Source organism: Sphingobium sp. Cam5-1 (assembly GCF_015693305.1).
Lineage (GTDB): Bacteria > Pseudomonadota > Alphaproteobacteria > Sphingomonadales > Sphingomonadaceae > Sphingobium.
Genome location: NZ_CP065138.1, coordinates 2,687,015 through 2,706,451 on the forward strand (window position 1 = coordinate 2,687,015; position 19,437 = coordinate 2,706,451).

Annotated in this window: 27 protein-coding genes; 24 read left to right on the top strand and 3 right to left on the bottom strand. The window is 61.3% G+C overall.

Annotated elements, in window-relative coordinates; genetic code table 11:
• The first annotated feature begins 24 nt into the window (after positions 1–24).
• Complete coding sequence (locus tag IZV00_RS13350; protein WP_196225083.1) at positions 25–1,533, top strand: YifB family Mg chelatase-like AAA ATPase; 1,509 nt, start codon at positions 25–27, stop codon at positions 1,531–1,533.
• Between the two features lie 74 nt (positions 1,534–1,607).
• Here IZV00_RS13350 and IZV00_RS13355 read toward each other — a convergent pair whose 3' ends face one another.
• The 3 genes from IZV00_RS13355 to IZV00_RS13365 form a co-directional block, all read right to left on the bottom strand.
• Positions 1,608–2,771, bottom strand: a complete 1,164-nt coding sequence (locus IZV00_RS13355; RefSeq protein ID WP_196226664.1) for a M23 family metallopeptidase — start codon at positions 2,769–2,771, stop codon at positions 1,608–1,610.
• Positions 2,772–2,921: 150 nt separating this feature from the next.
• Entirely contained in the window at positions 2,922–5,207 is a 2,286-nt protein-coding gene (locus IZV00_RS13360) for a putative bifunctional diguanylate cyclase/phosphodiesterase (RefSeq protein ID WP_196225084.1), read from the bottom strand.
• Between the two features lie 136 nt (positions 5,208–5,343).
• Positions 5,344–5,577: a hypothetical protein gene (locus IZV00_RS13365; protein WP_196225085.1), complete on the bottom strand. Its 234-nt coding sequence runs from the start codon at positions 5,575–5,577 to the stop codon at positions 5,344–5,346.
• Here IZV00_RS13365 and rpsL point away from each other — a divergent pair.
• The 23 genes from rpsL to rpsE all read left to right on the top strand — a co-directional run bounded on the left by rpsL (position 5,576) and on the right by rpsE (position 19,435).
• Positions 5,576–5,947, top strand: a complete 372-nt coding sequence (gene rpsL / locus IZV00_RS13370; RefSeq protein ID WP_007686591.1) for a 30S ribosomal protein S12 — start codon at positions 5,576–5,578, stop codon at positions 5,945–5,947. The two genes, IZV00_RS13365 and rpsL, sit on opposite strands and share 2 nt — an antisense overlap.
• A gap of 13 nt (positions 5,948–5,960) precedes the next feature.
• Positions 5,961–6,431, top strand: a complete 471-nt coding sequence (gene rpsG, locus IZV00_RS13375) for a 30S ribosomal protein S7 (RefSeq protein WP_013847768.1) — start codon at positions 5,961–5,963, stop codon at positions 6,429–6,431.
• 152 nt (positions 6,432–6,583) lie between these two features.
• Complete coding sequence (fusA, locus tag IZV00_RS13380; RefSeq protein ID WP_196225086.1) at positions 6,584–8,677, top strand: elongation factor G; 2,094 nt, start codon at positions 6,584–6,586, stop codon at positions 8,675–8,677.
• Positions 8,678–8,813: 136 nt separating this feature from the next.
• Positions 8,814–10,004, top strand: coding sequence for an elongation factor Tu (tuf, locus tag IZV00_RS13385; RefSeq protein WP_097090702.1), 1,191 nt, complete (start codon positions 8,814–8,816; stop codon positions 10,002–10,004).
• Positions 10,005–10,211: 207 nt separating this feature from the next.
• Positions 10,212–10,520 carry a 30S ribosomal protein S10 gene (rpsJ, locus tag IZV00_RS13390; protein WP_004208724.1) on the top strand — a complete coding sequence of 103 codons (309 nt, stop codon included), beginning with the start codon at positions 10,212–10,214 and terminating at the stop codon, positions 10,518–10,520.
• A gap of 273 nt (positions 10,521–10,793) precedes the next feature.
• Positions 10,794–11,549, top strand: coding sequence for a 50S ribosomal protein L3 (rplC, locus tag IZV00_RS13395; protein ID WP_196226665.1), 756 nt, complete (start codon positions 10,794–10,796; stop codon positions 11,547–11,549).
• A 2-nt stretch (positions 11,550–11,551) separates the two neighbouring features.
• Entirely contained in the window at positions 11,552–12,175 is a 624-nt protein-coding gene (gene rplD, locus IZV00_RS13400) for a 50S ribosomal protein L4 (protein WP_196225087.1), read from the top strand.
• Complete coding sequence (locus IZV00_RS13405; protein WP_021239762.1) at positions 12,168–12,485, top strand: 50S ribosomal protein L23; 318 nt, start codon at positions 12,168–12,170, stop codon at positions 12,483–12,485. The genes rplD and IZV00_RS13405 overlap by 8 nt, the downstream gene beginning before the upstream one ends.
• A gap of 2 nt (positions 12,486–12,487) precedes the next feature.
• The gene (gene rplB / locus IZV00_RS13410) at positions 12,488–13,324 is read left to right on the top strand and encodes a 50S ribosomal protein L2 (protein WP_196225088.1); all 837 of its coding nucleotides are present in this window, start codon (positions 12,488–12,490) and stop codon (positions 13,322–13,324) included.
• 5 nt (positions 13,325–13,329) lie between these two features.
• The gene (gene rpsS / locus IZV00_RS13415; protein ID WP_007686576.1) at positions 13,330–13,608 is read left to right on the top strand and encodes a 30S ribosomal protein S19; all 279 of its coding nucleotides are present in this window, start codon (positions 13,330–13,332) and stop codon (positions 13,606–13,608) included.
• Entirely contained in the window at positions 13,608–13,994 is a 387-nt protein-coding gene (rplV, locus tag IZV00_RS13420; RefSeq protein WP_196225089.1) for a 50S ribosomal protein L22, read from the top strand. Before rpsS ends, rplV begins: the two co-directional genes overlap by 1 nt.
• 4 nt (positions 13,995–13,998) lie before the next feature.
• The gene (gene rpsC / locus IZV00_RS13425; RefSeq protein WP_196225090.1) at positions 13,999–14,694 is read left to right on the top strand and encodes a 30S ribosomal protein S3; all 696 of its coding nucleotides are present in this window, start codon (positions 13,999–14,001) and stop codon (positions 14,692–14,694) included.
• A gap of 21 nt (positions 14,695–14,715) precedes the next feature.
• A complete protein-coding gene (rplP, locus tag IZV00_RS13430; protein WP_196225091.1) occupies positions 14,716–15,147 on the top strand; it encodes a 50S ribosomal protein L16 in 432 nt (143 codons plus the stop codon).
• Positions 15,148–15,150: 3 nt separating this feature from the next.
• The gene (gene rpmC / locus IZV00_RS13435; protein ID WP_021244952.1) at positions 15,151–15,354 is read left to right on the top strand and encodes a 50S ribosomal protein L29; all 204 of its coding nucleotides are present in this window, start codon (positions 15,151–15,153) and stop codon (positions 15,352–15,354) included.
• Positions 15,355–15,366: 12 nt separating this feature from the next.
• Positions 15,367–15,630, top strand: coding sequence for a 30S ribosomal protein S17 (gene rpsQ, locus IZV00_RS13440; RefSeq protein ID WP_006960320.1), 264 nt, complete (start codon positions 15,367–15,369; stop codon positions 15,628–15,630).
• 164 nt (positions 15,631–15,794) lie between these two features.
• Positions 15,795–16,163: a 50S ribosomal protein L14 gene (gene rplN / locus IZV00_RS13445; protein WP_007686569.1), complete on the top strand. Its 369-nt coding sequence runs from the start codon at positions 15,795–15,797 to the stop codon at positions 16,161–16,163.
• A complete protein-coding gene (gene rplX / locus IZV00_RS13450; RefSeq protein ID WP_196225092.1) occupies positions 16,163–16,474 on the top strand; it encodes a 50S ribosomal protein L24 in 312 nt (103 codons plus the stop codon). Before rplN ends, rplX begins: the two co-directional genes overlap by 1 nt.
• Entirely contained in the window at positions 16,474–17,046 is a 573-nt protein-coding gene (rplE, locus tag IZV00_RS13455) for a 50S ribosomal protein L5 (RefSeq protein ID WP_196225093.1), read from the top strand. The genes rplX and rplE overlap by 1 nt, the downstream gene beginning before the upstream one ends.
• Before the next feature lie 50 nt (positions 17,047–17,096).
• Positions 17,097–17,402: a 30S ribosomal protein S14 gene (gene rpsN / locus IZV00_RS13460; RefSeq protein WP_007707881.1), complete on the top strand. Its 306-nt coding sequence runs from the start codon at positions 17,097–17,099 to the stop codon at positions 17,400–17,402.
• 12 nt (positions 17,403–17,414) lie between these two features.
• A complete protein-coding gene (gene rpsH / locus IZV00_RS13465; protein WP_021239751.1) occupies positions 17,415–17,810 on the top strand; it encodes a 30S ribosomal protein S8 in 396 nt (131 codons plus the stop codon).
• The gene (gene rplF, locus IZV00_RS13470) at positions 17,810–18,343 is read left to right on the top strand and encodes a 50S ribosomal protein L6 (RefSeq protein ID WP_196225094.1); all 534 of its coding nucleotides are present in this window, start codon (positions 17,810–17,812) and stop codon (positions 18,341–18,343) included. The genes rpsH and rplF overlap by 1 nt, the downstream gene beginning before the upstream one ends.
• A gap of 1 nt (position 18,344) precedes the next feature.
• Positions 18,345–18,710, top strand: a complete 366-nt coding sequence (rplR, locus tag IZV00_RS13475) for a 50S ribosomal protein L18 (RefSeq protein ID WP_196225095.1) — start codon at positions 18,345–18,347, stop codon at positions 18,708–18,710.
• Positions 18,711–18,712: 2 nt separating this feature from the next.
• Entirely contained in the window at positions 18,713–19,435 is a 723-nt protein-coding gene (rpsE, locus tag IZV00_RS13480; protein WP_196225096.1) for a 30S ribosomal protein S5, read from the top strand.
• Positions 19,436–19,437 lie beyond the last annotated feature (2 nt).

Consider the following 19,437-nt stretch of genomic DNA (forward strand, 5'->3'; position numbering starts at 1 on the left):
GTTTTTCAGAAAAATGGGGGCACATTGGTTTCGACGGTATCGACGGTCGCCTATCTCGGGCTGGACGCGCGCAGCGTGGAGGTGCAGTGTCAGCTCGTTCCGGGCCTCCCTAACTTTATCCTTGTAGGCTTGCCTGATAAGGCCGTGGCGGAAAGCCGCGAGCGGGTGCGCAACGCCATCGCCGCGATCGGCCTGTCTCTTCCGCCCAAGCGGATCACGGTAAATCTTTCACCTGCGGACCTCCCCAAGGAAGGATCGCATTTCGATCTCCCCATTGCACTTGCGCTGCTCGGCGCGATGGGGGTGATCGATGTCGAGACTCTATCGAGCTATGTCGTCGTGGGAGAATTGGGGCTTGATGGCCGCATCGCTTCCACCCCCGGCGTGCTGCTCGCCGCATTGCATGCTGGCGAAAAGGAGTTGGGCCTGATCTGCCCGGTCGCTCAGGGGCCGGAAGCGGCCTGGGCTGGTCAGGTGGAGGTCATCGCCGCCCCCGATCTGCTGAGTTTACTCAACCACTTCAAAGGTAACGCCGCGCTTTCCCCGCCACAGCCGGGCGTCGTGGAGGTTCCGCATCGTACGGCAGATCTGCGCCAAGTGAAGGGGCAGGAAACGGCAAAGCGTGCGCTGGAGATCGCCGCAGCCGGAGGCCATAATTTGTTGATGGTGGGACCACCGGGCGCAGGCAAATCGCTTATGGCAAGCTGCCTGCCCGGTATCCTGCCGCAACTCACCCCGGCCGAAGCGCTGGAAACGTCCATGGTAGCAAGCGTCGCAGGGTCACTGGAAGGCGGTCGCATCAGCCGGGCACGGCCGTTTCGCACTCCACACCATAGCGCATCGATGGCGGCGCTAGTCGGCGGCGGGCACAAGGCGCGACCGGGTGAGGTGAGCATGGCGCACCTCGGCGTCCTCTTCCTCGACGAGCTGCCCGAGTTCCAGCGCACTGTACTCGACTCGCTGCGTCAACCCTTGGAAACAGGCGAGGTTACGGTTGCTCGCGCCAATGCCCATGTCACCTTCCCGGCGCGGGTTCAGCTTGTTGCAGCGATGAACCCTTGCCGCTGCGGCCATCTTGCTGATCCAGCCCTTGCCTGCTCACGGGCGCCGCGCTGTGCCGCGGACTATCAGGCCAAGGTTTCGGGGCCACTGCTTGACCGTATCGATCTGCATGTCGAGGTTCAGGCCGTGACGGCGGCAGATCTCGTTCTGCCTCCTCCAACTGAAGGTTCGGTGGAAGTAGCAGGCAGGGTGGCGGCCGCGCGCGATCGCCAGACGCAGCGCTATGCCGGGACCCGCGTGCGAACCAATGCGGAAGTCGATGGAGAGCGGCTTGAGGAAGTTGCCGGTCCTGATGCTGCTGGGCGGGAACTGCTGGCGCAGGCGGCGGCGGCGATGAAGCTCTCTGCCCGGGGCTATACCCGGGTATTGCGCGTGGCCCGAACAATCGCCGACCTTGCGGGCGCGGAACAGGTCGGCCGCGTACATGTAGCCGAAGCGCTCAGCTACAGGCGGCGGGCGCCAGTCAACTGACCCGAAAAGTCTCGGCTAGTCTGACGCTTGTGGGGGGAAGCTGCCGACCCATCAATCTTAGAAGTCGCAAAGCTTCAGCCGCGGCTTCGGATATCAGCGTTCCGGGCAGCGGCGACTTGCTGGACGTTTCGAGCGGCTTCCAGGAAAGGTCGCGGATTGACGGGTTCTCCCTTCAAGCGCACTTCAAAATGAAGGTGGTCACCCGTTGAACGGCCGGTTGAACCCATGCGTGCGATCTGATGTCCCCGGATGACCTGTTGCCCAACACGGGCATTGAAACCGGACAGATGGGCATATCGCGTCATCAAGCTGTTACCATGGGTGATCTCCACCACATTGCCATAGCCGCTCCGCTGACCAACGAAGGTGACCCTGCCTGTCGCGGCGGCCAATATGGGCTCGCCGTGACGGCCGGGAAAGTCGATACCCGCATGGAATGCGGCATGGCCATTAAACGGATCGCGGCGATAGCCATAGGAGCTGGATTGCATCGGGGCCATCGTCGGTAGGCCAGACGGAATGGTCTTCAGACTGGTCTCCAACGATTCCATCCGGGCAAGAGCATCAGAAAGACGCTCAAATTCCCGGGGCATGGGCCTCTGCCCATCAGGCCAGGGCACGAAGGGACCGCCTTGCGCACGGGGAGCGGCACGCGCCAATAGGTCGGGATTAAGACCCAGGCTGCGAATTGCATGCGCCGTTTCGTCCGCCCGGCGCTTGACCACATGAGTAAGAAGCGCGGCGAACCGGCGCTGTCTCGCGTCAATCGCTCCCAGAGGATGAATGTCTTGCGCGGCACTGATGCGAACCTTTAATGAATCGGCCCCGCCTTGCGTGGGAGCTGATTCAGACAGGTCTTTCAGTGCCCCGTTAGTTTGGGAAGCATCCTCGCCAAAATGAGCGTGATAAAGATCGTCCATGAAGTCTTGCCGCGCTTCCAAGTCACGCGCACGTTGTTCAATGGATTTCCTGTACTCAGCTATCGCCCTGGTTTTCGCATTGATCGCGGCGCTTTCCCTCTCCATCTCAGACCGGTTCCAGGAAAACGACAGAGCCAGCGTGGCCGCGCCGATCAGGAGCGCTGCGGATAGCAGAAGCGTCGAAACCTGGGTGCGGCTCGAGATGCGGACACGTTGCAGCTTTCCGCCGCCAGACTGGAAGAGGAACTGCCGCTCCGGACACAAAGCGGCGATCCTCACCCATAGGCTGAAAATGCCTAATTTACACCGCTGCAACAATGACGACCCCGTGCTCAATTCTTAGAGAATCGGCCCGTTAGCAAGGGGAAGAGCAGCGCGCGAATCTGCCAACGCGGACTCGTGACGAGTCGAAATCAGATCGGGGCGAAACGTGTTTCGGCGGTTCCGGTTCCTGACGAAAAGCAAAAATTATGCCTCGGTGGGGCGGGCTGTGACATGCAACCCCAGCAGAGCGGGAACTTCGCTAGCCGGGACGGCTGCCCCGAAATGAAAGCCCTGTGCATAATGGCACCCACCAGCACGCAGATAATCAACCTGATGAACATTCTCGACGCCCTCGGCGACCGTTCGAATGCCAAGGCTGTAGGCAAGGTTCAGCAATGTTCGCACAATGGCGGCGTCATCCGGATCGGTTTCCAGGTCCCGGACGAAACGCTGATCTATCTTGATGATATCGATTGGAAACTGCTTCAGATGCGAGAGCGACGCATAGCCGGTGCCAAAATCATCCAGCGCGATGGACAGGCCCGCTGTACTCAATTGATGAAGACTGCGTTCCACGACCTCCGCATTCCGGCCAAGAAAAACCGACTCCGTCACCTCCAATTCGATCCTTGCGGTGGATATACCCGTAGTGGCGAGTCGGGAGAGCAATCGATCAGGGAAGCTGCCGTCGTGAAGCTCAACCCCTGGCACATTGATGGCGACATGACCGAAATCCAGTCCCTGATCCTGCCAGCGTCGACAGTCGGCAAGAATCTGATCCAGCATCCGCTCGTTGATTGTCCGGCCTAGCTCGGAATGTTCGAACGCAGCGGCAATCTCGGCCGGCATGATGACTGAGCCGTCAGGACGAACGCATCTCAGCAGTGCCTCGAAGCCGATGATGGCGCCCGTCGATAGATCGATCTTGGGCTGATACCAGGGGACGGGCGGGGCATGGACCAAGGCGTGGCGTGCGTGATCCAGCATTCGGGCTTCCTGCTGCCATCGTTCGAGCAACGAGGGCTCGAACAGGCACGCGCGACCTCGTCCGCCATTTTTCGCTTCATACAAGGCGATGTCCGCGAATTTTATAAGGTCGGCAATGTCCCCAGCATGTTCTGGAAAAAGTGCAACGCCCATGCTGACACGGCAATCGACGTCACGATGGCCATAGGCGAGTGGCTGATGAAGTTGAGCCATCATGCGCGCCAGGATCGCTTCCAGATCAGGTCCGTTGCGCAGGCGCGTCAACAGCACGGCAAATTCATCGCCTCCCATGCGCGCAACCAGATCTCCCGGCCGCACCGCTCGCCGCAGCCGTTCGGCGACAGCGCAAAGCAGAGCGTCGCCGACTGCGTGCCCGGCACTGTCGTTTATCCGTTTGAACTCATCGACGTCGATCAGCACAACGGCCATCTGTCCGCCCGCATGGCCCGTCGCACTTGCCGCCTGCGCCAGCGTCGCCATGAAATGCGAGCGATTTGCCAAGCCTGTCAGCGCGTCGGTCATGGCAAGATGGGCCAGATGCCGCTCGGCATCCTTGCGGTCTGTGATATCGACGATACTGGAAAGGATGCAGTTTTCGTCGTCTATCTGAATCGGGCGCGTCGCGAGCAACACATCGTGGACCACCGCATCTTTTCCGACGATCCGGCATTCCTGATTGTTGAGCGCATCGCCGCTTGCGATCTGGTCCCGCAGGCTCGCTTGCGCGGCGGAGCCCTCGCCAAGCAGGTGAACGCGCGCAATGTCGCCGTCTGATCCGAAGGCTTGAGCAGCAGCATAGTTGAGGCGGATTACCGTGCCGTCCTGACGCGTGACCAGCAGTGGGATGGGTACGCTCATGAACATGCGCTCCAGCGTTTCGCTGTTGCGCGCCAACGCGGCTCGCGCCGCACCGGCCGCCTGGCTCGCCATCCACTCCAGACGCTGGAGGCGGTTGGTTCGCATGATCGTGATCCACATGCCGCAATGAAGGATCAGCACGGCCATGATCATACCGGGGGTAGTGGGGGACAAGGGCGCAGGCGCCAGATAGCCGATGAGCAGCGCGACTCCACATCCCAGCCCGCCGCCGAAATTGCCTCGGAAGCTGGTGGGCACGACCAGATAAAAGATCAGCGGCAGCATGACGAGGACGAACAGAGCAATATCGGTGTGGGAGCTTACCAGAAACGCCACGCCGATCGCGGTCACAATCTGCCAGGCGAGGCAGACTCGTTCGACCTTTTGGAAGGAGTCCAACTTCCGGCTGAAATACAGGCATCCAAGTGACCATAGCACCACAATGACGCGCGCCGGTACTGCGATCCAGAAATGGGGCGTGCCGAGAAATCGCCAATCACTCAGCAGGAAAAGCGCATTCAGGAGGGCCGAGCAGATGAAGAGTATACGCGCGTGCCGACGCGACTCGGTGAGGCGCTCCGCTTGAAAGGCGGCTTCCTGTGTTCGGCTGAGAAACTCACCCGAAAAGAGAGAAAGATGGGTCACGGCCAATCCACGTCGGCGCTCCCGGTGGCGCCACTGGAAATCAATAGAATAGCGTAAGTTATCAATCTGCTAATGAGTAGTTCACCATCTTGGAACGAAACCGAAACAAGGTGGCGCGCCGCCGTTCTTGACCGGCTTACCGTGCCTCGCTATAGGCGCGCCTGCCCAGCGGCGATCCACCTGGAAAGATTCGGTCTTTCTGGTCGGTGACATGCCAGGCGACATAGAGCTGAACATTGCCGGTGCTCTTGCGGCTCCAGATGGGTTGTTGCCCGTCGGGGCTTTTGCTGTTTGAAAGGTCATCCTTTTCAGGCCGTGAAGAACGCGGGAATGCTTGCGGTAAAGTAACTGAAAAGGTGAAGGGCTTCATGCCAACAATCAACCAGCTGGTCCGCAAGGGCCGCGAACTGCAGAAGACCAAGTCGAAGGTCCCTGCAATGGAAGCGAACCCGCAAAAGCGCGGCGTTTGCACCCGTGTTTACACGACGACCCCGAAGAAGCCGAACTCGGCTCTCCGTAAGGTGGCGAAGGTGCGTCTGGTCAACCAGCGCGAAGTCATCACCTACATCCCGGGTGAAGGCCACAACCTTCAGGAGCACAGCGTTGTGCTGATCCGCGGCGGCCGCGTACGCGACCTTCCCGGCGTGCGTTACCATGTGCTGCGCGGCGTTCTGGATACCCAGGGCGTCAAGGACCGTAAGCAGAGCCGTTCGAAGTACGGCGCGAAGCGTCCGAAGTAAGGGAGACTAGAATATGTCACGTCGTCGTCGCCCCGAAAAGCGCGTTATCCTGCCCGATCCCAAGTTCGGTGATATCGTGCTGTCGAAGTTCATGAACAGCATCATGCAGGACGGCAAGAAGGCCGTCGCCGAGTCCATCGTTTACGGTGCGCTCGAAACTGTCGAAGCGAAGTCCAAGAAGGACCCGATCGGCATGTTCCATGATGCGCTGAACAATGTGAAGCCCGGCATCGAAGTCCGCAGCCGCCGCGTCGGCGGTGCGACCTATCAGGTTCCCGTCGAAGTGCGCCCCGAGCGCGCCCAGGCGCTGGCGATCCGCTGGCTGATCACGGCTTCGCGCAACCGCAGCGAAACCACCATGGCCGCCCGTCTGTCGGGTGAGCTGCTGGACGCTGCCAACAACCGCGGCAATGCCGTCAAGAAGCGCGAAGACACGCACCGCATGGCGGAAGCGAACCGCGCCTTCTCGCACTACCGCTGGTAATTCAAGGCGGGCGCTCAGGTGCCCGCTTTGTCATTCTGGTTTTGAATATCGGTCCGTTCGCCGTGGGGCTACCCATGGCGAACGGATTGGTTTAGGGGCCAGCCGCAAGACTCACTCACTCACCGCCGGTCTGCCGGCAACGGAGAAGCATCATGGCCCGCAGCCATCCGCTCGAACGCTATCGCAATTTCGGTATCATGGCGCATATTGACGCCGGCAAGACCACCACGACCGAGCGTATCCTTTATTACACCGGCAAGTCCTACAAGATCGGCGAAGTCCATGACGGCGCCGCCACCATGGACTGGATGGAGCAGGAGCAGGAGCGTGGTATCACCATCACGTCTGCGGCCACTACTTGTGTGTGGAAAGCCGAAGAGGGCAAGGGTCCTGAGCATCGCCTGAACATCATCGACACCCCCGGTCACGTCGACTTCACCATTGAAGTTGAACGTTCGCTGCGCGTGCTCGACGGTGCGGTCGCTGCATTCGACGGCGTTGCTGGCGTTGAGCCGCAGTCGGAAACCGTGTGGCGCCAGGCCGACAAGTATCGCGTGCCGCGCATGTGCTTCATCAACAAGCTCGACCGTACCGGCGCCAACTTCTATTATTGCGTACAGACGATCATTGATCGCCTGGGCGCGACCCCGGCTGTACTCTATCTGCCCATCGGCGCGGAATCGGAGTTCAGGGGGCTGGTCGACCTGGTCGAGAATCGCGCGATCATCTGGAAGGATGAAAATCTGGGCGCAGAATTTTCCTATGAAGAGATTCCTGCTGACCTCGCCGATAAGGCCGCCGAATATCGCGAAAAGCTGATCGAGCTTGCCGTCGAGCAGGACGATGCCGCGATGGAAGCTTATCTGGAAGGCAACCTGCCCGACGTTGCGACCCTGAAGGCGCTGATCCGCAAGGGTACGCTGGGCCAGGCGTTCACCCCGGTGCTCTGCGGCTCGGCGTTCAAGAACAAGGGCGTTCAGCCGTTGCTCGACGCGGTCGTCGACTATCTGCCTTCGCCGCTCGACATTGAGGACGTGCAGGGCATCAACCCCGCGAACGATCAGCCCGACAGCCGTGCAACCGCTGACGACGCGCCTTTCTCGGGCCTGGCGTTCAAGATCATGAACGACCCGTTCGTCGGCTCGCTCACCTTCCTGCGCGTCTATTCGGGCACCCTGACCAAGGGCACCTATCTGAACTCGGTCAAGGACAAGAAGGAAAAGATCGGCCGCATGCTGCTGATGCATGCCAACAGCCGTGAAGATATCGACACCGCCTATGCGGGCGACATTGTCGCGCTGGCCGGCATGAAGGAAACCACCACGGGTGACACGCTGTGCGCCGAGCGCCAGCCGATCATTCTGGAGCGGATGGAATTCCCCGAGCCGGTTATCGAACTGTCGGTGGAACCCAAGACCAAGGCCGACCAGGAAAAGATGGGCGTCGCGCTCAACCGCCTGGCCGCCGAAGATCCATCCTTCCGCGTCACGACCGATCACGAATCGGGCCAGACGATCATTAAGGGCATGGGTGAACTTCACCTCGAAATCCTCGTCGATCGCATGAAGCGCGAATTCAAGGTCGAGGCGAACGTCGGCGCGCCGCAGGTGGCCTATCGCGAGTACCTCAAGAAGCCGGTTGATATCGACTACACCCACAAGAAGCAGTCGGGCGGCACCGGCCAGTTCGGCCGCGTCAAGGTGAAGCTGACGCCGGGCGAGCGCGGTGCGGGTATCCTGTTCAAGGACGAGATCAAGGGCGGCAATATTCCCAAGGAATATATCCCCGCGATCGAAAAGGGTTTCCGCGAGACTGCGGCTACCGGTTCGCTGATCGGCTTCCCGATCATCGACTTCGAAATCGTGCTCTATGACGGCGCTTACCACGATGTCGACTCGTCGGCTTTGGCGTTCGAAATCTGTGCCCGTGGCGCGATGCGCGAAGCGGCGCAGAAGTCGGGCATCACGCTGCTCGAACCGGTCATGAAGGTCGAAGTCGTAACCCCGGAAGAATATCTGGGCGACGTCATCGGCGACATGAACAGCCGTCGTGGTCAGATCCAGGGCACCGACACGCGCGGCAATGCCCAGGTGGTCGAAGCCATGGTGCCGCTGGCCAACATGTTCGGCTATGTGAACTCGTTGCGTTCCTTCACCCAGGGCCGCGCGAACTACTCGATGATCTTCTCCCATTATGACGAAGTGCCGCAGAATGTGGCGGACGAAGTCAAGGCGAAGATGGCCTGATGATTTTCCTTAACCGAGCCGTGCAAACGGCTCGGTTAGGGGCTGGTAATCTGTGAATTTGCTGCTATGGACGCGCCTTCGCGAGGCGCGGCCGAGCGGTCAGACCAAAGCTGATTTGATTAGAAGGTAGGATAAAATGGCTAAGGCTAAGTTTGAGCGGAACAAGCCGCACTGCAACATCGGCACCATCGGTCACGTTGACCATGGCAAGACCTCGCTGACCGCGGCGATCACCAAGGTGCTGGCCGAAACCGGCGGCGCGACCTTCGTTGACTACGCGAACATCGACAAGGCTCCCGAAGAGCGCGAGCGCGGCATCACCATTTCGACGGCCCACGTCGAATATGAGACCGAAGCCCGCCACTACGCGCACGTCGACTGCCCGGGTCACGCTGACTACGTCAAGAACATGATCACCGGTGCGGCCCAGATGGACGGCGCGATCCTCGTCGTTTCGGCCACCGACGGTCCGATGCCGCAGACCCGCGAGCACATCCTGCTCGCCAAGCAGGTCGGCGTTCCGCAGCTGGTCGTGTTCATGAACAAGGTCGACCTGGTCGACGATCCGGAAATCCTCGAGCTGGTCGAGCTGGAAATCCGCGAGCTGCTGTCGTCCTACGACTTCGACGGCGACAACATCCCCGTCATCCCCGGCTCGGCCGTGAAGGCGCTGGACGGTTCGAACGACGAAATCGGTCGTGAAGCCGTTCTGAAGCTGATGGCTGCCGTTGACTCGTTCATCCCACAGCCGGAGCGTCCGGTTGACAAGCCGTTCCTGATGCCGATCGAAGACGTGTTCTCGATCTCGGGTCGTGGCACCGTGGTGACCGGTCGCGTTGAAACCGGCATTGTCAAGGTTGGCGAAGAAGTCGAAATCGTCGGCATCCGCGACACCCGCAAGACCACCGTCACCGGCGTCGAAATGTTCCGCAAGCTGCTCGACCAGGGCGAAGCTGGCGACAACATCGGTGCTCTGGTTCGTGGCGTTGGCCGTGAAGACGTTGAGCGTGGCCAGGTTCTGGCGAAGCCCGGTTCGGTTACGCCGCACACCGAGTTCGACGCCGAAGTCTACGTCCTGTCGAAGGAAGAAGGTGGCCGTCACACCCCGTTCTTCGCGAACTATCGTCCGCAGTTCTACTTCCGGACCACTGACGTGACCGGCGAAGTGATCCTGCCCGAGGGCACCGAGATGGTAATGCCCGGCGACAATGTGAAGCTCGGCGTCAAGCTGATCGCTCCGATCGCGATGGACTCCGGTCTCCGTTTCGCCATCCGTGAAGGCGGCCGCACCGTCGGCGCCGGGGTTGTCGGCACGATCTCGAAGTAATATAGGACCGCAGCGGCGCGAATCGCCTGATTCGCGCCGCTCGGATTCTCTACCGCCCCGGATCGCCTTTCTCCGGCTCGACTGAGCTAGAAGGGCAAGGAACGGGGCGGATATTTTTTGTTGGTGCATTTTCACAAGTCATCGGCTGCTCCAGCTGATTTCTGAAAATGCTCTGAGTTTTGGCTCTTTCGCATCGGTACAGGAACAATGGACAGCAACATCCGCATTCGCCTCAAGGCGTTCGATCATCGTGTGCTTGATCAGGCGACCGGCGACATCGCCGAAACCGCCCGCCGCACCGGCGCCCTTATTCGCGGTCCGATTCCCCTTCCGACGCGCATCGAAAAGTTCACGGTCAACCGTGGTCCGCACATCGACAAGAAGTCGCGCGAGCAGTTCGAGGTCCGCACCTACAAGCGTATGCTTGACATTGTGCAGCCGACGCCGCAGACGGTCGACGCGCTGATGAAGCTGGACCTGGCTGCCGGCGTGAACGTGGAAATCAAGCTGGCTTAAGCTGGCAAGTCCCCGCTTTTCCGCAAGGATGGCAGGGTATCGGGCATTCCGGGAGGCCGGAAGCTCAAACGACACAAGGGATACCGCATGGCCCTCCGGTGAACCGGAAAGGTTCATGGTCCTGGTCCCCCGTCGCTGGTCCCGAGGAGGGGTCGGCATCCAACCCGGACGGGGTGATTGTTATTTCGGGTTGGCCGCGAGGGAGAAATCCTAAGCGGTTTTTTCGTTGGATACGCCCGCTGCTAAGGCGGGCCTCTATGGGAGTAATCAGTGATGCGCACAGGCGTGATCGCTAAGAAAGTCGGGATGACCCGTCTGTTCCAGGAGGACGGACGGCATGTACCGGTTACGGTTCTGGCCCTTGAGGGCAACCAGGTCGTGGCTCGCAAGGAAGTTGATCGTGACGGTTATGTCGCGGTTCAGCTCGGTGCGGGCGTTGCGAAGGTTAAGAATGTCGCCAAGCCGCAGCGCGGCCACTTCGCCAAGGCGGAAGTTGAGCCCAAGGCGCGTCTGGTCGAATTTCGTGTCGCCGAGGACGCGCTCCTCGATGTCGGCGCCGAGATCGCGGCCGATCATTTCATCGCCGGCCAGCTGGTCGATGTTGCCGGTCATACCCAGGGTAAGGGTTTTGCCGGTGCCATGAAGCGCTGGGGCTTCGGCGGTATGCGCGCTACCCACGGCGTGTCGATCAGCCACCGTGCCCATGGTTCGACGGGTAACCGCCAGGATCCGGGTCGCGTCTTCAAGAACAAGAAGATGGCGGGTCACATGGGTGACCGTGAGCGGACCCAGCAGAACCTCGAGATCGTCCGCACGGACGTCGAGCGTGGCTTGCTGTTCGTCAAGGGCTCGGTTCCGGGCGCCAAGGGCACCTGGCTGACCGTCAGCGACGCCGTCAAGGTGAAGCGTCCTGCGGATGCGCCTTATCCGGCCAGCCTGAAGCAGGCTGCCAACAGCAACAACGCTCCGGCCGAGACGCCCGCTGAAGAAGCGGCTGCTCCCGAAGCGACCGAAGGCCAGGAGGGCTAATCATGAAGGTCAATGTACAGACCCTCGACGCGCAGGCTGCTGGTGATGTGGAACTGAGCGATGCCGTGTTCGGTATCGAGCCTCGCACCGACATCCTGCACCGCGTCGTCCTCTGGCAGCTCGAGAAGCGTCGTGCTCCAACGCGTGCTACCCGTGAGCGTTCGGACGTGGCCCGCACCGGCAAGAAGTTCGGCCGTCAGAAGGGTGGTGGTACCGCCCGTCACGGCGACCGCAAGGCGCCGGTGTTCATCGGCGGTGGTAAGGCGCACGGTGCCCGTGCCCGCACCTTCGGCCACGACCTCAACAAGAAGGTTCGCGCACTGGGCCTGAAAATGGCTCTGTCGACGAAGGCCAAGAACGGCTCGTTGATCGTTCTCGACAATCTCGACGTGGCAGAAGGCAAGACCAAGGCTCTGGTCGCGCACCTTGCCAAGCTGAACCTCAACAAGGCGCTGTTCATTGACGGCGACGCGGTGAACGTCAGCTTTGCAAAGGCTTCGGCGAACATCGTCGGCGTGGACTTGCTGCCGGCCGTCGGCGCCAATGTCTACGACATCCTTAGGGCGGATTCGCTGGTGCTGACGCGTGCCGCGGTCGAAAAGCTGGAGGCGCGTTTCAATGGCTAAGAAAGAAGCCGCGAAGGTCGATAACCGTCATTATGACGTCGTCGTCGCCCCGGTCATCACTGAGAAGTCGACCCTTCTCTCCGAAAACAACGCCGTAGTCTTCAAGGTCGCCAATGATGCGACCAAGCCGGAGATTAAGGCGGCCGTCGAAGCGCTCTGGGGTGTGACCGTCAAGAGCGTGAACACGCTGGTCGCCAAGGGCAAGACGAAGAAGTGGAAGGGCAAGCCCTACACTCGCTCGGACGTGAAGAAGGCGATCGTTCGGCTGGCTGACGGCCAGTCGATCGACATCACCGAAGGAGTGCGCTGATCATGGCGCTTAAGAGCTACAACCCGACCAGCCCCGCGCAGCGTGGCTTGATCCTGGTCGACAAGTCCAGCCTGCACAAGGGCAAGCCCGTCAAGGCGCTGACCGAAGGCAAGCGCAAGACTGGTGGCCGTAACAACAAGGGCCATGTTACTTCGCGCGGTATCGGCGGCGGTCACAAGCAGCGCTATCGAATCATCGACTTCAAGCGCCGCTTGTGGGACGTCGAAGGCACGGTCGAGCGTCTGGAATATGACCCCAACCGCACCGCTTTCATCGCGCTGGTCAACTATCCCGATGGCACCCAGGCCTATATCCTGGCGCCGCAGCGGCTTGCCCCGGGTGACAAGGTCATCGCGGGCAAGAAGACCGACGTGAAGCCGGGCAACGCGATGGAACTGGGTCAGATGCCGGTCGGCACGATCATCCACAACATCGAGATGAAGCCGGGCAAGGGCGGTCAGCTCTGCCGTTCGGCGGGCACCTATGCCCAACTGGTCGGCCGCGATCGTGGCATGGTGATGGTCCGCCTGTCGTCGGGCGAGCAGCGCTACATCCGTTCGGACTGCATGGGCACCATCGGCGCCGTGTCGAACCCGGACAATGGCAACACCAACCTCGCCAAGGCAGGCCGTAACCGTTGGAACGGCATCCGTCCGCTGACGCGCGGTGTGGCGAAGAACCCGGTCGATCACCCGCATGGCGGTGGTGAAGGCCGGACCTCGGGCGGCCGTCATCCGGTTACGCCCTGGGGCAAGCCGACCAAGGGCGCGCGCACCCGCCACAACAAGGCGACGGACAAGTTCATCATCCGTAGCCGCCACGCGAAGAAGAAGAGGTAAGCGAGATGGCTCGTTCCGTCTGGAAAGGTCCTTTCGTGGACCTCAGCCTTCTGAAGAAGGCGGAAGTGGCGCAGGACGCCGGTGGCCGTTCGGGTCCGATCAAGACCTGGTCGCGCCGTTCCACCATCCTGCCGCAGTTCGTTGGCCTGACGTTCAACGTCTATAACGGCCGCAAGCATGTGCCGGTCTCGGTGAACGAGGATATGGTAGGTCACAAGCTGGGTGAATTCGCCCCGACCCGCTACTTCCCCGGCCACGCTGCCGACAAGAAGGGCAAGCGCTAATGAGCAAGGAAAAGGCTCCCCGTCGCGTCGCCGACAATGAGGCGCTGGCCGTTGGCACGCAGATCCGTGGTTCGGCCCAGAAGCTGAACCTGGTCGCCACGCTCATCCGCGGCCGTAAGGTCGAGGACGCGCTGAACATCCTCGCTTTCTCGAAGAAGGCGATGGCGGTCGACGTGCGCAAGGTGTTGGCTTCGGCCATCGCCAATGCGGAAAACAATCACAATCTGGACGTCGACTCGCTGGTCGTCGCGGAAGCGTCGGTGGGCAAGAGCTTCACCCTGAAGCGCTTCCACGCTCGCGGCCGTGGCAAGTCGACCCGGATCCTGAAGCCCTTCAGCCGCGTGCGCATCGTCGTTCGCGAAGCAGCTGAAGAAGCGGAGGCGTAAGCACATGGGTCACAAGAGCAATCCGATCGGTCTGCGCCTGCAGATCAACCGCACCTGGGACAGCCGCTGGTATGCCGAAGGCGCCGACTATGGCCGTCTGCTGCTGGAGGATCTGAAGATCCGCCAGTATATCATGAAGAACCTGCCGCAAGCCGCGATCTCCAAGGTCGTGATCGAGCGCCCGGCCAAGCTGTGCCGCGTGTCGGTATATGCCGCTCGTCCCGGTGTGATCATCGGTAAGAAGGGCGCGGACATCGAGAAGCTGCGCAAGAAGCTGGGCAGCCTGACCTCTTCGGACGTCAGCCTGAACATCGTCGAGATTCGCAAGCCGGAAGTCGACTCCAAGCTCGTTGCGCAGGGCATCGCCGACCAGCTGGAACGCCGCGTTGCGTTCCGCCGGGCGATGAAGCGTGCTGTTCAGTCGGCCCTGCGTCTGGGCGCCGAGGGCATCAAGATCACCTGCGGCGGCCGTCTGGGCGGCGCGGAGATCGCGCGCGTCGAATGGTATCGCGAAGGCCGCGTTCCGCTGCACACGCTGCGTGCGAACGTCGACTATGCCGAAGCCACGGCCCACACCGCCTATGGCGTGTGCGGCATCAAGGTCTGGATCTTCAAGGGCGAAATCCTTGGTCACGATCCGATGGCTACCGACCGGCTGATGCTGGAGGCTCAGACCTCCGGCGTGCGCCCGGCGCGCTGAGAATAAGGTAGGTATAGCGTCATGCTGCAACCGAAAAAAATGAAGTTCCGCAAGACCTTCAAGGGCCGGATCAAGGGCGACGCCAAGGGCGGTTCGGACCTGAATTTTGGCGCCTATGGTCTGAAGGCTCTGGAACCCGAGCGTGTTACCGCGCGTCAGATCGAGGCGGCCCGCCGCGCGATCACCCGGCACATCCGCCGTCAGGGTCGTTTGTGGATCCGCGTGTTCCCCGACGTTCCGGTGTCGAAGAAGCCTGCCGAAGTCCGTCAGGGTAAGGGTAAGGGTTCGGTCGAATATTGGGCGGCTCGCGTCAAGCCGGGTCGTATCCTGTTCGAACTCGACGGCGTTCCCGGCCCGCTCGCAGCAGAGGCATTCTCGCGCGCCGCGATGAAGCTGCCCATCAAGACCAAGGTCGTTGCCCGCCTCGGCGACACCTCGCACCTGGAGGGCTAAGCCGTGGCGAACGTTGCCGACCTCAAAACCAAGACGGACGACGAACTGTCGACCGAACTCAACAACCTGAAGCGCGAGCAGTTCAACCTGCGTTTCCAGGCGGCCACCAACCAGCTGGAAAAGCCCAGCCGCGTGAAGGAAGTCCGCCGTTCGATCGCGCAGATCAAGACCCTGCAGACCGAGCGTTCGCGCTCGGCCGCGAAGTAAAGGAAACACACGATGCCCAAGCGCGTGCTGACGGGAACGGTGGTTTCCGACAAGACCGACAAGACGGTGGTGGTTCGCGTGGAGCGCAAGGTTAAGCACGCGCTCTACGGCAAGATCATCCGCCGCTCTAAGAAGTACCATGCCCATGATGAGGGCAATGTTTACAAGGAAGGCGAAACGGTCCGTATCGAAGAGACCGCGCCGATTTCCAAGCTCAAGACCTGGAAGGTCATTGAGCGCGTGGACACCCACAAGTCGCCTGAAACGGCGGCCTGAGGTTAGTCACCGGCCTTGAGGGTCGAAATTTCGGACGCGGGGCTGGCCTTTTCTTCTCGGAGAGGTTACAGGCCCGCGCTTCGTGTTTCGAATCTTCCGGTCGAAACCCGAATTCGGAACCGCCGGGACAGTCTCGGTAGGCCAAACAAGAAGGAACCGGATCAATGATCCAGATGCAATCCAATCTTGACGTCGCTGACAACAGCGGCGCCAAGCGCGTCCAGTGCATCAAGGTGCTGGGCGGCTCGAAGCGTCGCTTCGCGAGCGTGGGCGACATCATCGTCGTCTCGATCAAGGAAGCTGCGCCTCGTGGCAAGGTGAAGAAGGGTGACGTGCATCGCGCCGTCATTGTGCGCACCGCCAAGGACGTGCGTCGCGCTGATGGCAGCGTGATTCGCTTCGACGGCAACGCCGCCGTGCTCATCAACAAGAACGAGGAGCCGATCGGCACCCGTATCTTTGGCCCGGTCGTTCGCGAACTGCGCGCCAAGAAGCACATGAAGATCATCAGCCTTGCTCCTGAGGTGCTGTAATGAGTGCTGCTAGAATCAAGAAGGGCGACAAGGTCGTCGTGCTGGCTGGCAAGGACAAGGGCCGTACGGGCGCTGTTTTGGCTGTGCTGCCCAAGGACGACAAGGTCCTGGTGGAAGGCATCAACGTGCATGCGCGTCACCGCAAACCCGACCAGGCAAACCCGCAGGGTGGCATCGAGCGCAAGCCCGCGCCGCTCCACATTTCGAATGTCGCTGTCGCCGACAAGGATGGCAAGCCGACCCGCGTCCGTTTCGAGGACCGCGACGGCAAGAAGGTCCGCGTCGCCGTCAAGTCCGGTGAGGTGCTGTAATGAGCGACAAGTATATTCCGCGCTCGAAGTCGCTCTATGACGCCGAAATCGCCAAGGCGATGACCGAAAAGTTCGGTTACAAGAACGTCATGGAAGTGCCCAAGATCGAGAAGATCACGCTCAATATGGGCGTGGGCGAAGCGACCCAGGACAAGAAGAAGGTCACCTCGGCCGCCGAGGAAATGGAACTGATCGCTGGCCAGAAGCCGGTGATCACCAAGGCCCGTAAGTCGATCGCGCAGTTCAAGCTGCGTGAAGGCATGCCGATCGGGGCCAAGGTCACGCTGCGTCGTGAGCGCATGTACGAGTTTCTTGATCGTCTGATCAACATCGCTCTGCCCCGCGTGCGCGACTTCCGTGGTCTCAATCCGAAGAGCTTTGACGGCCGTGGCAACTATGCTTTCGGCATCAAGGAGCAGATCATCTTCCCGGAGATCAACTATGACCGCATCGACAAGGTGCGCGGCATGGACATCATCGTGACCACCACGGCGAAGACGGACGAGGAAGCGCGCGAACTGCTGCGTCTCTTCGGCTTCCCCTTCCCGATCGAAGAGAAGCAGGCGGCCTGATCCAGGTCCCGCTTCTCTTTCCAGACACCCAAGGAAAGAGAACTTAAGTCATGGCGAAACTGAGTTCGATCAACAAGAATGAGCGCCGCAAGAAGCTGGTCAAGAAATATGCCGGCCGCTATGCGAAGCTCAAGGCGATCGCGAATGATACCGCGGCCGACGACAGCGATCGTCTGATCGCGCGTCTGAAGATGGCGGAGATCCCCCGCAACGGCAACCCGACGCGCGTTCGGAACCGCTGCGAACTGACGGGGCGTCCCCGCGCTTATTACCGCAAATTCCGCCTCTGCCGCGTGCAGCTGCGTGATCTGGCTAACAAAGGCCTGATCCCCGGCGTCACCAAGTCGAGCTGGTAAGGATCATTTGAGATGGCATTGACCGATCCCCTGGGTGATATGCTCACCCGCATCCGCAACGGGCAGCAGGCGAAGAAGGACAGCGTTGTGTCCCCCGCTTCGAAGCTGCGCGCCCGCGTGCTCGACGTGCTGCAGCGCGAAGGCTATATCCGTGGTTATTCCGAAGAAGCTCTCGGCAAGCACCCGGGCCTGCGCATCGAGCTGAAATATTTCGAGGGCCAGCCCGCGATCAAGCATGTTGCCCGCGTGTCCAAGCCTGGCCGCCGCGTCTATTCGGGTTCCAAGGAACTGCCGGTGGTCCGCAATGGCCTGGGCATCACCATTGTCTCGACGCCTCGCGGCGTTCTGTCCGACGCTGAAGCGCGTGAGCAGAATGTCGGCGGCGAAGTGCTGGCGGAGGTGTTCTGATGAGCCGCACTGGTAAAAAGCCGGTCGCCGTCCCTTCGGGCGTGACCGCGGCCATCGCCGACGGTCAGCTGTCGGTGAAGGGTCCCAAGGGCACGCTGGCGATCCCGTTGGCCGATGAAGTCACCTACAGCGTCGAAGACGGCGTGATCGCGGTGAAGCCTGCCAATGACAGCAAGCGCGCCCGCGCTTTCTGGGGTCTGCAGCGCACGCTGATCGCGAACCTCATCACCGGCGTGACCGAGGGCTTCTCCAAGAAGCTGCTCATCACCGGTGTCGGCTACCGCGCCAATGCGCAGGGCAAGACCCTGAAGCTGCAGCTCGGCTATTCGCACGACGTCGATTTCGCGATCCCGGAAGGTATCGAAATCAAGACCCCGGATAACACCACGGTCGAGATTAGCGGCATTGACAAGCAGAAGGTGGGTCAGGTTGCAGCCGAGATCCGCCGCTGGCGCAAGCCCGAACCCTATAAGGGCAAGGGTATCAAGTACGCTGGCGAGTTCATCTTCCGCAAGGAAGGGAAGAAGAAGTAAGATGGCAAAGCTTTCCCTCTTCGCGCGGCGTCGTCGCCGCGTCCGCACCGCGCTCAAGGCGGTTTCGGGCCACAAGCCCCGCCTCAGCGTCCACCGTTCGGGCCGTCACATCTACGCCCAGATCATCGACGATGCGCAGGGCAAGACCCTGGCCGCAGCGTCGACTTTGGACAAGGAAGTCGGGTCCAAGGCGCTGGGCAAGACCGGCGCCTCTTCCGAAGCCGCTGCCGAAGTTGGCAAGCGCGTCGCTGCTGCTGCGGCCGCCGTCGGCGTCACCAAGGTCGTGTTCGACCGTGGTGGCTTCCTGTTCCATGGCCGCGTCAAGGCGCTGGCCGATGCCGCCCGTGAAGGCGGGCTGGAGTTCTGATCATGGCTGACGAAAACGAAATCCAGGCCCAGCCGGGCGCACCTGCTGCCGTTGAAGGCGGCGAGAATGCACCGACCGAGGGCCGTGGTCCGGGTCGCGGCCGTGGCCGTGGCGGTGATCGCAACCGTGGCGAGCGCGGTGGCCGTGGTCGTCGCGACGACCGTCGCGGCAACCGTGACGAGGAACAGGGCGAAGAACTGATCGAGAAGCTGGTTCACATCAACCGCGTCTCGAAGACCGTGAAGGGCGGTAAGCGCTTCGGCTTCGCGGCGCTAGTTGTCGTAGGTGACGGCAAGGGCCGCGCGGGCTTTGGTCATGGCAAGGCCCGCGAAGTGCCTGAAGCCATCAGCAAGGCGACCGCATCGGCCAAGAAGGCGATGGTTCGCGTTCCGCTGAAGGAAGGCCGCACGCTGCACCATGATGGCCTCGGCCATTTCGGTGCGGGCAAGGTGACGGTTCGTTCGGCTCCGGCCGGTACGGGCATCATCGCCGGTGGTCCGATGCGCGCCGTGTTCGAAAGCCTCGGCGTCGCGGACGTCGTGACGAAGTCGAACGGCACGTCGAACCCGTACAACATGATTCGTGCGACCTTCTCGGCGCTGGGCGAACAGACCAGCCCGAAGTCGGTGGCGCAGCGTCGTGGCAAGAAGGTTGCTGACCTGCTTCGTCGTGGTGGTGCCTCGGCCGAAGTCGCGCAGGCTGATGCCGAAGCGATCGTGGAGTAACG

Excerpts from the sequence above, each read along its gene's own strand:
- rplB (WP_196225088.1), top strand. The coding sequence starts at position 12,488 with ATGGCGCTTAAGAGCTACAACCCGACCAGCCCCGCGCAGCGTGGCTTG.
- rplP (WP_196225091.1), top strand. The coding sequence starts at position 14,716 with ATGCTGCAACCGAAAAAAATGAAGTTCCGCAAGACCTTCAAGGGCCGG.
- rplN (WP_007686569.1), top strand. The coding sequence starts at position 15,795 with ATGATCCAGATGCAATCCAATCTTGACGTCGCTGACAACAGCGGCGCC.
- IZV00_RS13365 (WP_196225085.1), bottom strand. The coding sequence starts at position 5,577 with ATGAAGCCCTTCACCTTTTCAGTTACTTTACCGCAAGCATTCCCGCGT.
- rplR (WP_196225095.1), top strand. The coding sequence starts at position 18,345 with ATGGCAAAGCTTTCCCTCTTCGCGCGGCGTCGTCGCCGCGTCCGCACC.
- IZV00_RS13405 (WP_021239762.1), top strand. The coding sequence starts at position 12,168 with ATGGCTAAGAAAGAAGCCGCGAAGGTCGATAACCGTCATTATGACGTC.
- rpsH (WP_021239751.1), top strand. The coding sequence starts at position 17,415 with ATGGCATTGACCGATCCCCTGGGTGATATGCTCACCCGCATCCGCAAC.
- rpsJ (WP_004208724.1), top strand. The coding sequence starts at position 10,212 with ATGGACAGCAACATCCGCATTCGCCTCAAGGCGTTCGATCATCGTGTG.
- rpsQ (WP_006960320.1), top strand. The coding sequence starts at position 15,367 with ATGCCCAAGCGCGTGCTGACGGGAACGGTGGTTTCCGACAAGACCGAC.
- rpsE (WP_196225096.1), top strand. The coding sequence starts at position 18,713 with ATGGCTGACGAAAACGAAATCCAGGCCCAGCCGGGCGCACCTGCTGCC.
- rpsG (WP_013847768.1), top strand. The coding sequence starts at position 5,961 with ATGTCACGTCGTCGTCGCCCCGAAAAGCGCGTTATCCTGCCCGATCCC.
- rplC (WP_196226665.1), top strand. The coding sequence starts at position 10,794 with ATGCGCACAGGCGTGATCGCTAAGAAAGTCGGGATGACCCGTCTGTTC.
- rplD (WP_196225087.1), top strand. The coding sequence starts at position 11,552 with ATGAAGGTCAATGTACAGACCCTCGACGCGCAGGCTGCTGGTGATGTG.
- rpsL (WP_007686591.1), top strand. The coding sequence starts at position 5,576 with ATGCCAACAATCAACCAGCTGGTCCGCAAGGGCCGCGAACTGCAGAAG.
- rpsN (WP_007707881.1), top strand. The coding sequence starts at position 17,097 with ATGGCGAAACTGAGTTCGATCAACAAGAATGAGCGCCGCAAGAAGCTG.
- fusA (WP_196225086.1), top strand. The coding sequence starts at position 6,584 with ATGGCCCGCAGCCATCCGCTCGAACGCTATCGCAATTTCGGTATCATG.
- rplF (WP_196225094.1), top strand. The coding sequence starts at position 17,810 with ATGAGCCGCACTGGTAAAAAGCCGGTCGCCGTCCCTTCGGGCGTGACC.
- rpsC (WP_196225090.1), top strand. The coding sequence starts at position 13,999 with ATGGGTCACAAGAGCAATCCGATCGGTCTGCGCCTGCAGATCAACCGC.
- rplV (WP_196225089.1), top strand. The coding sequence starts at position 13,608 with ATGAGCAAGGAAAAGGCTCCCCGTCGCGTCGCCGACAATGAGGCGCTG.
- rpsS (WP_007686576.1), top strand. The coding sequence starts at position 13,330 with ATGGCTCGTTCCGTCTGGAAAGGTCCTTTCGTGGACCTCAGCCTTCTG.
- tuf (WP_097090702.1), top strand. The coding sequence starts at position 8,814 with ATGGCTAAGGCTAAGTTTGAGCGGAACAAGCCGCACTGCAACATCGGC.
- rplX (WP_196225092.1), top strand. The coding sequence starts at position 16,163 with ATGAGTGCTGCTAGAATCAAGAAGGGCGACAAGGTCGTCGTGCTGGCT.
- rplE (WP_196225093.1), top strand. The coding sequence starts at position 16,474 with ATGAGCGACAAGTATATTCCGCGCTCGAAGTCGCTCTATGACGCCGAA.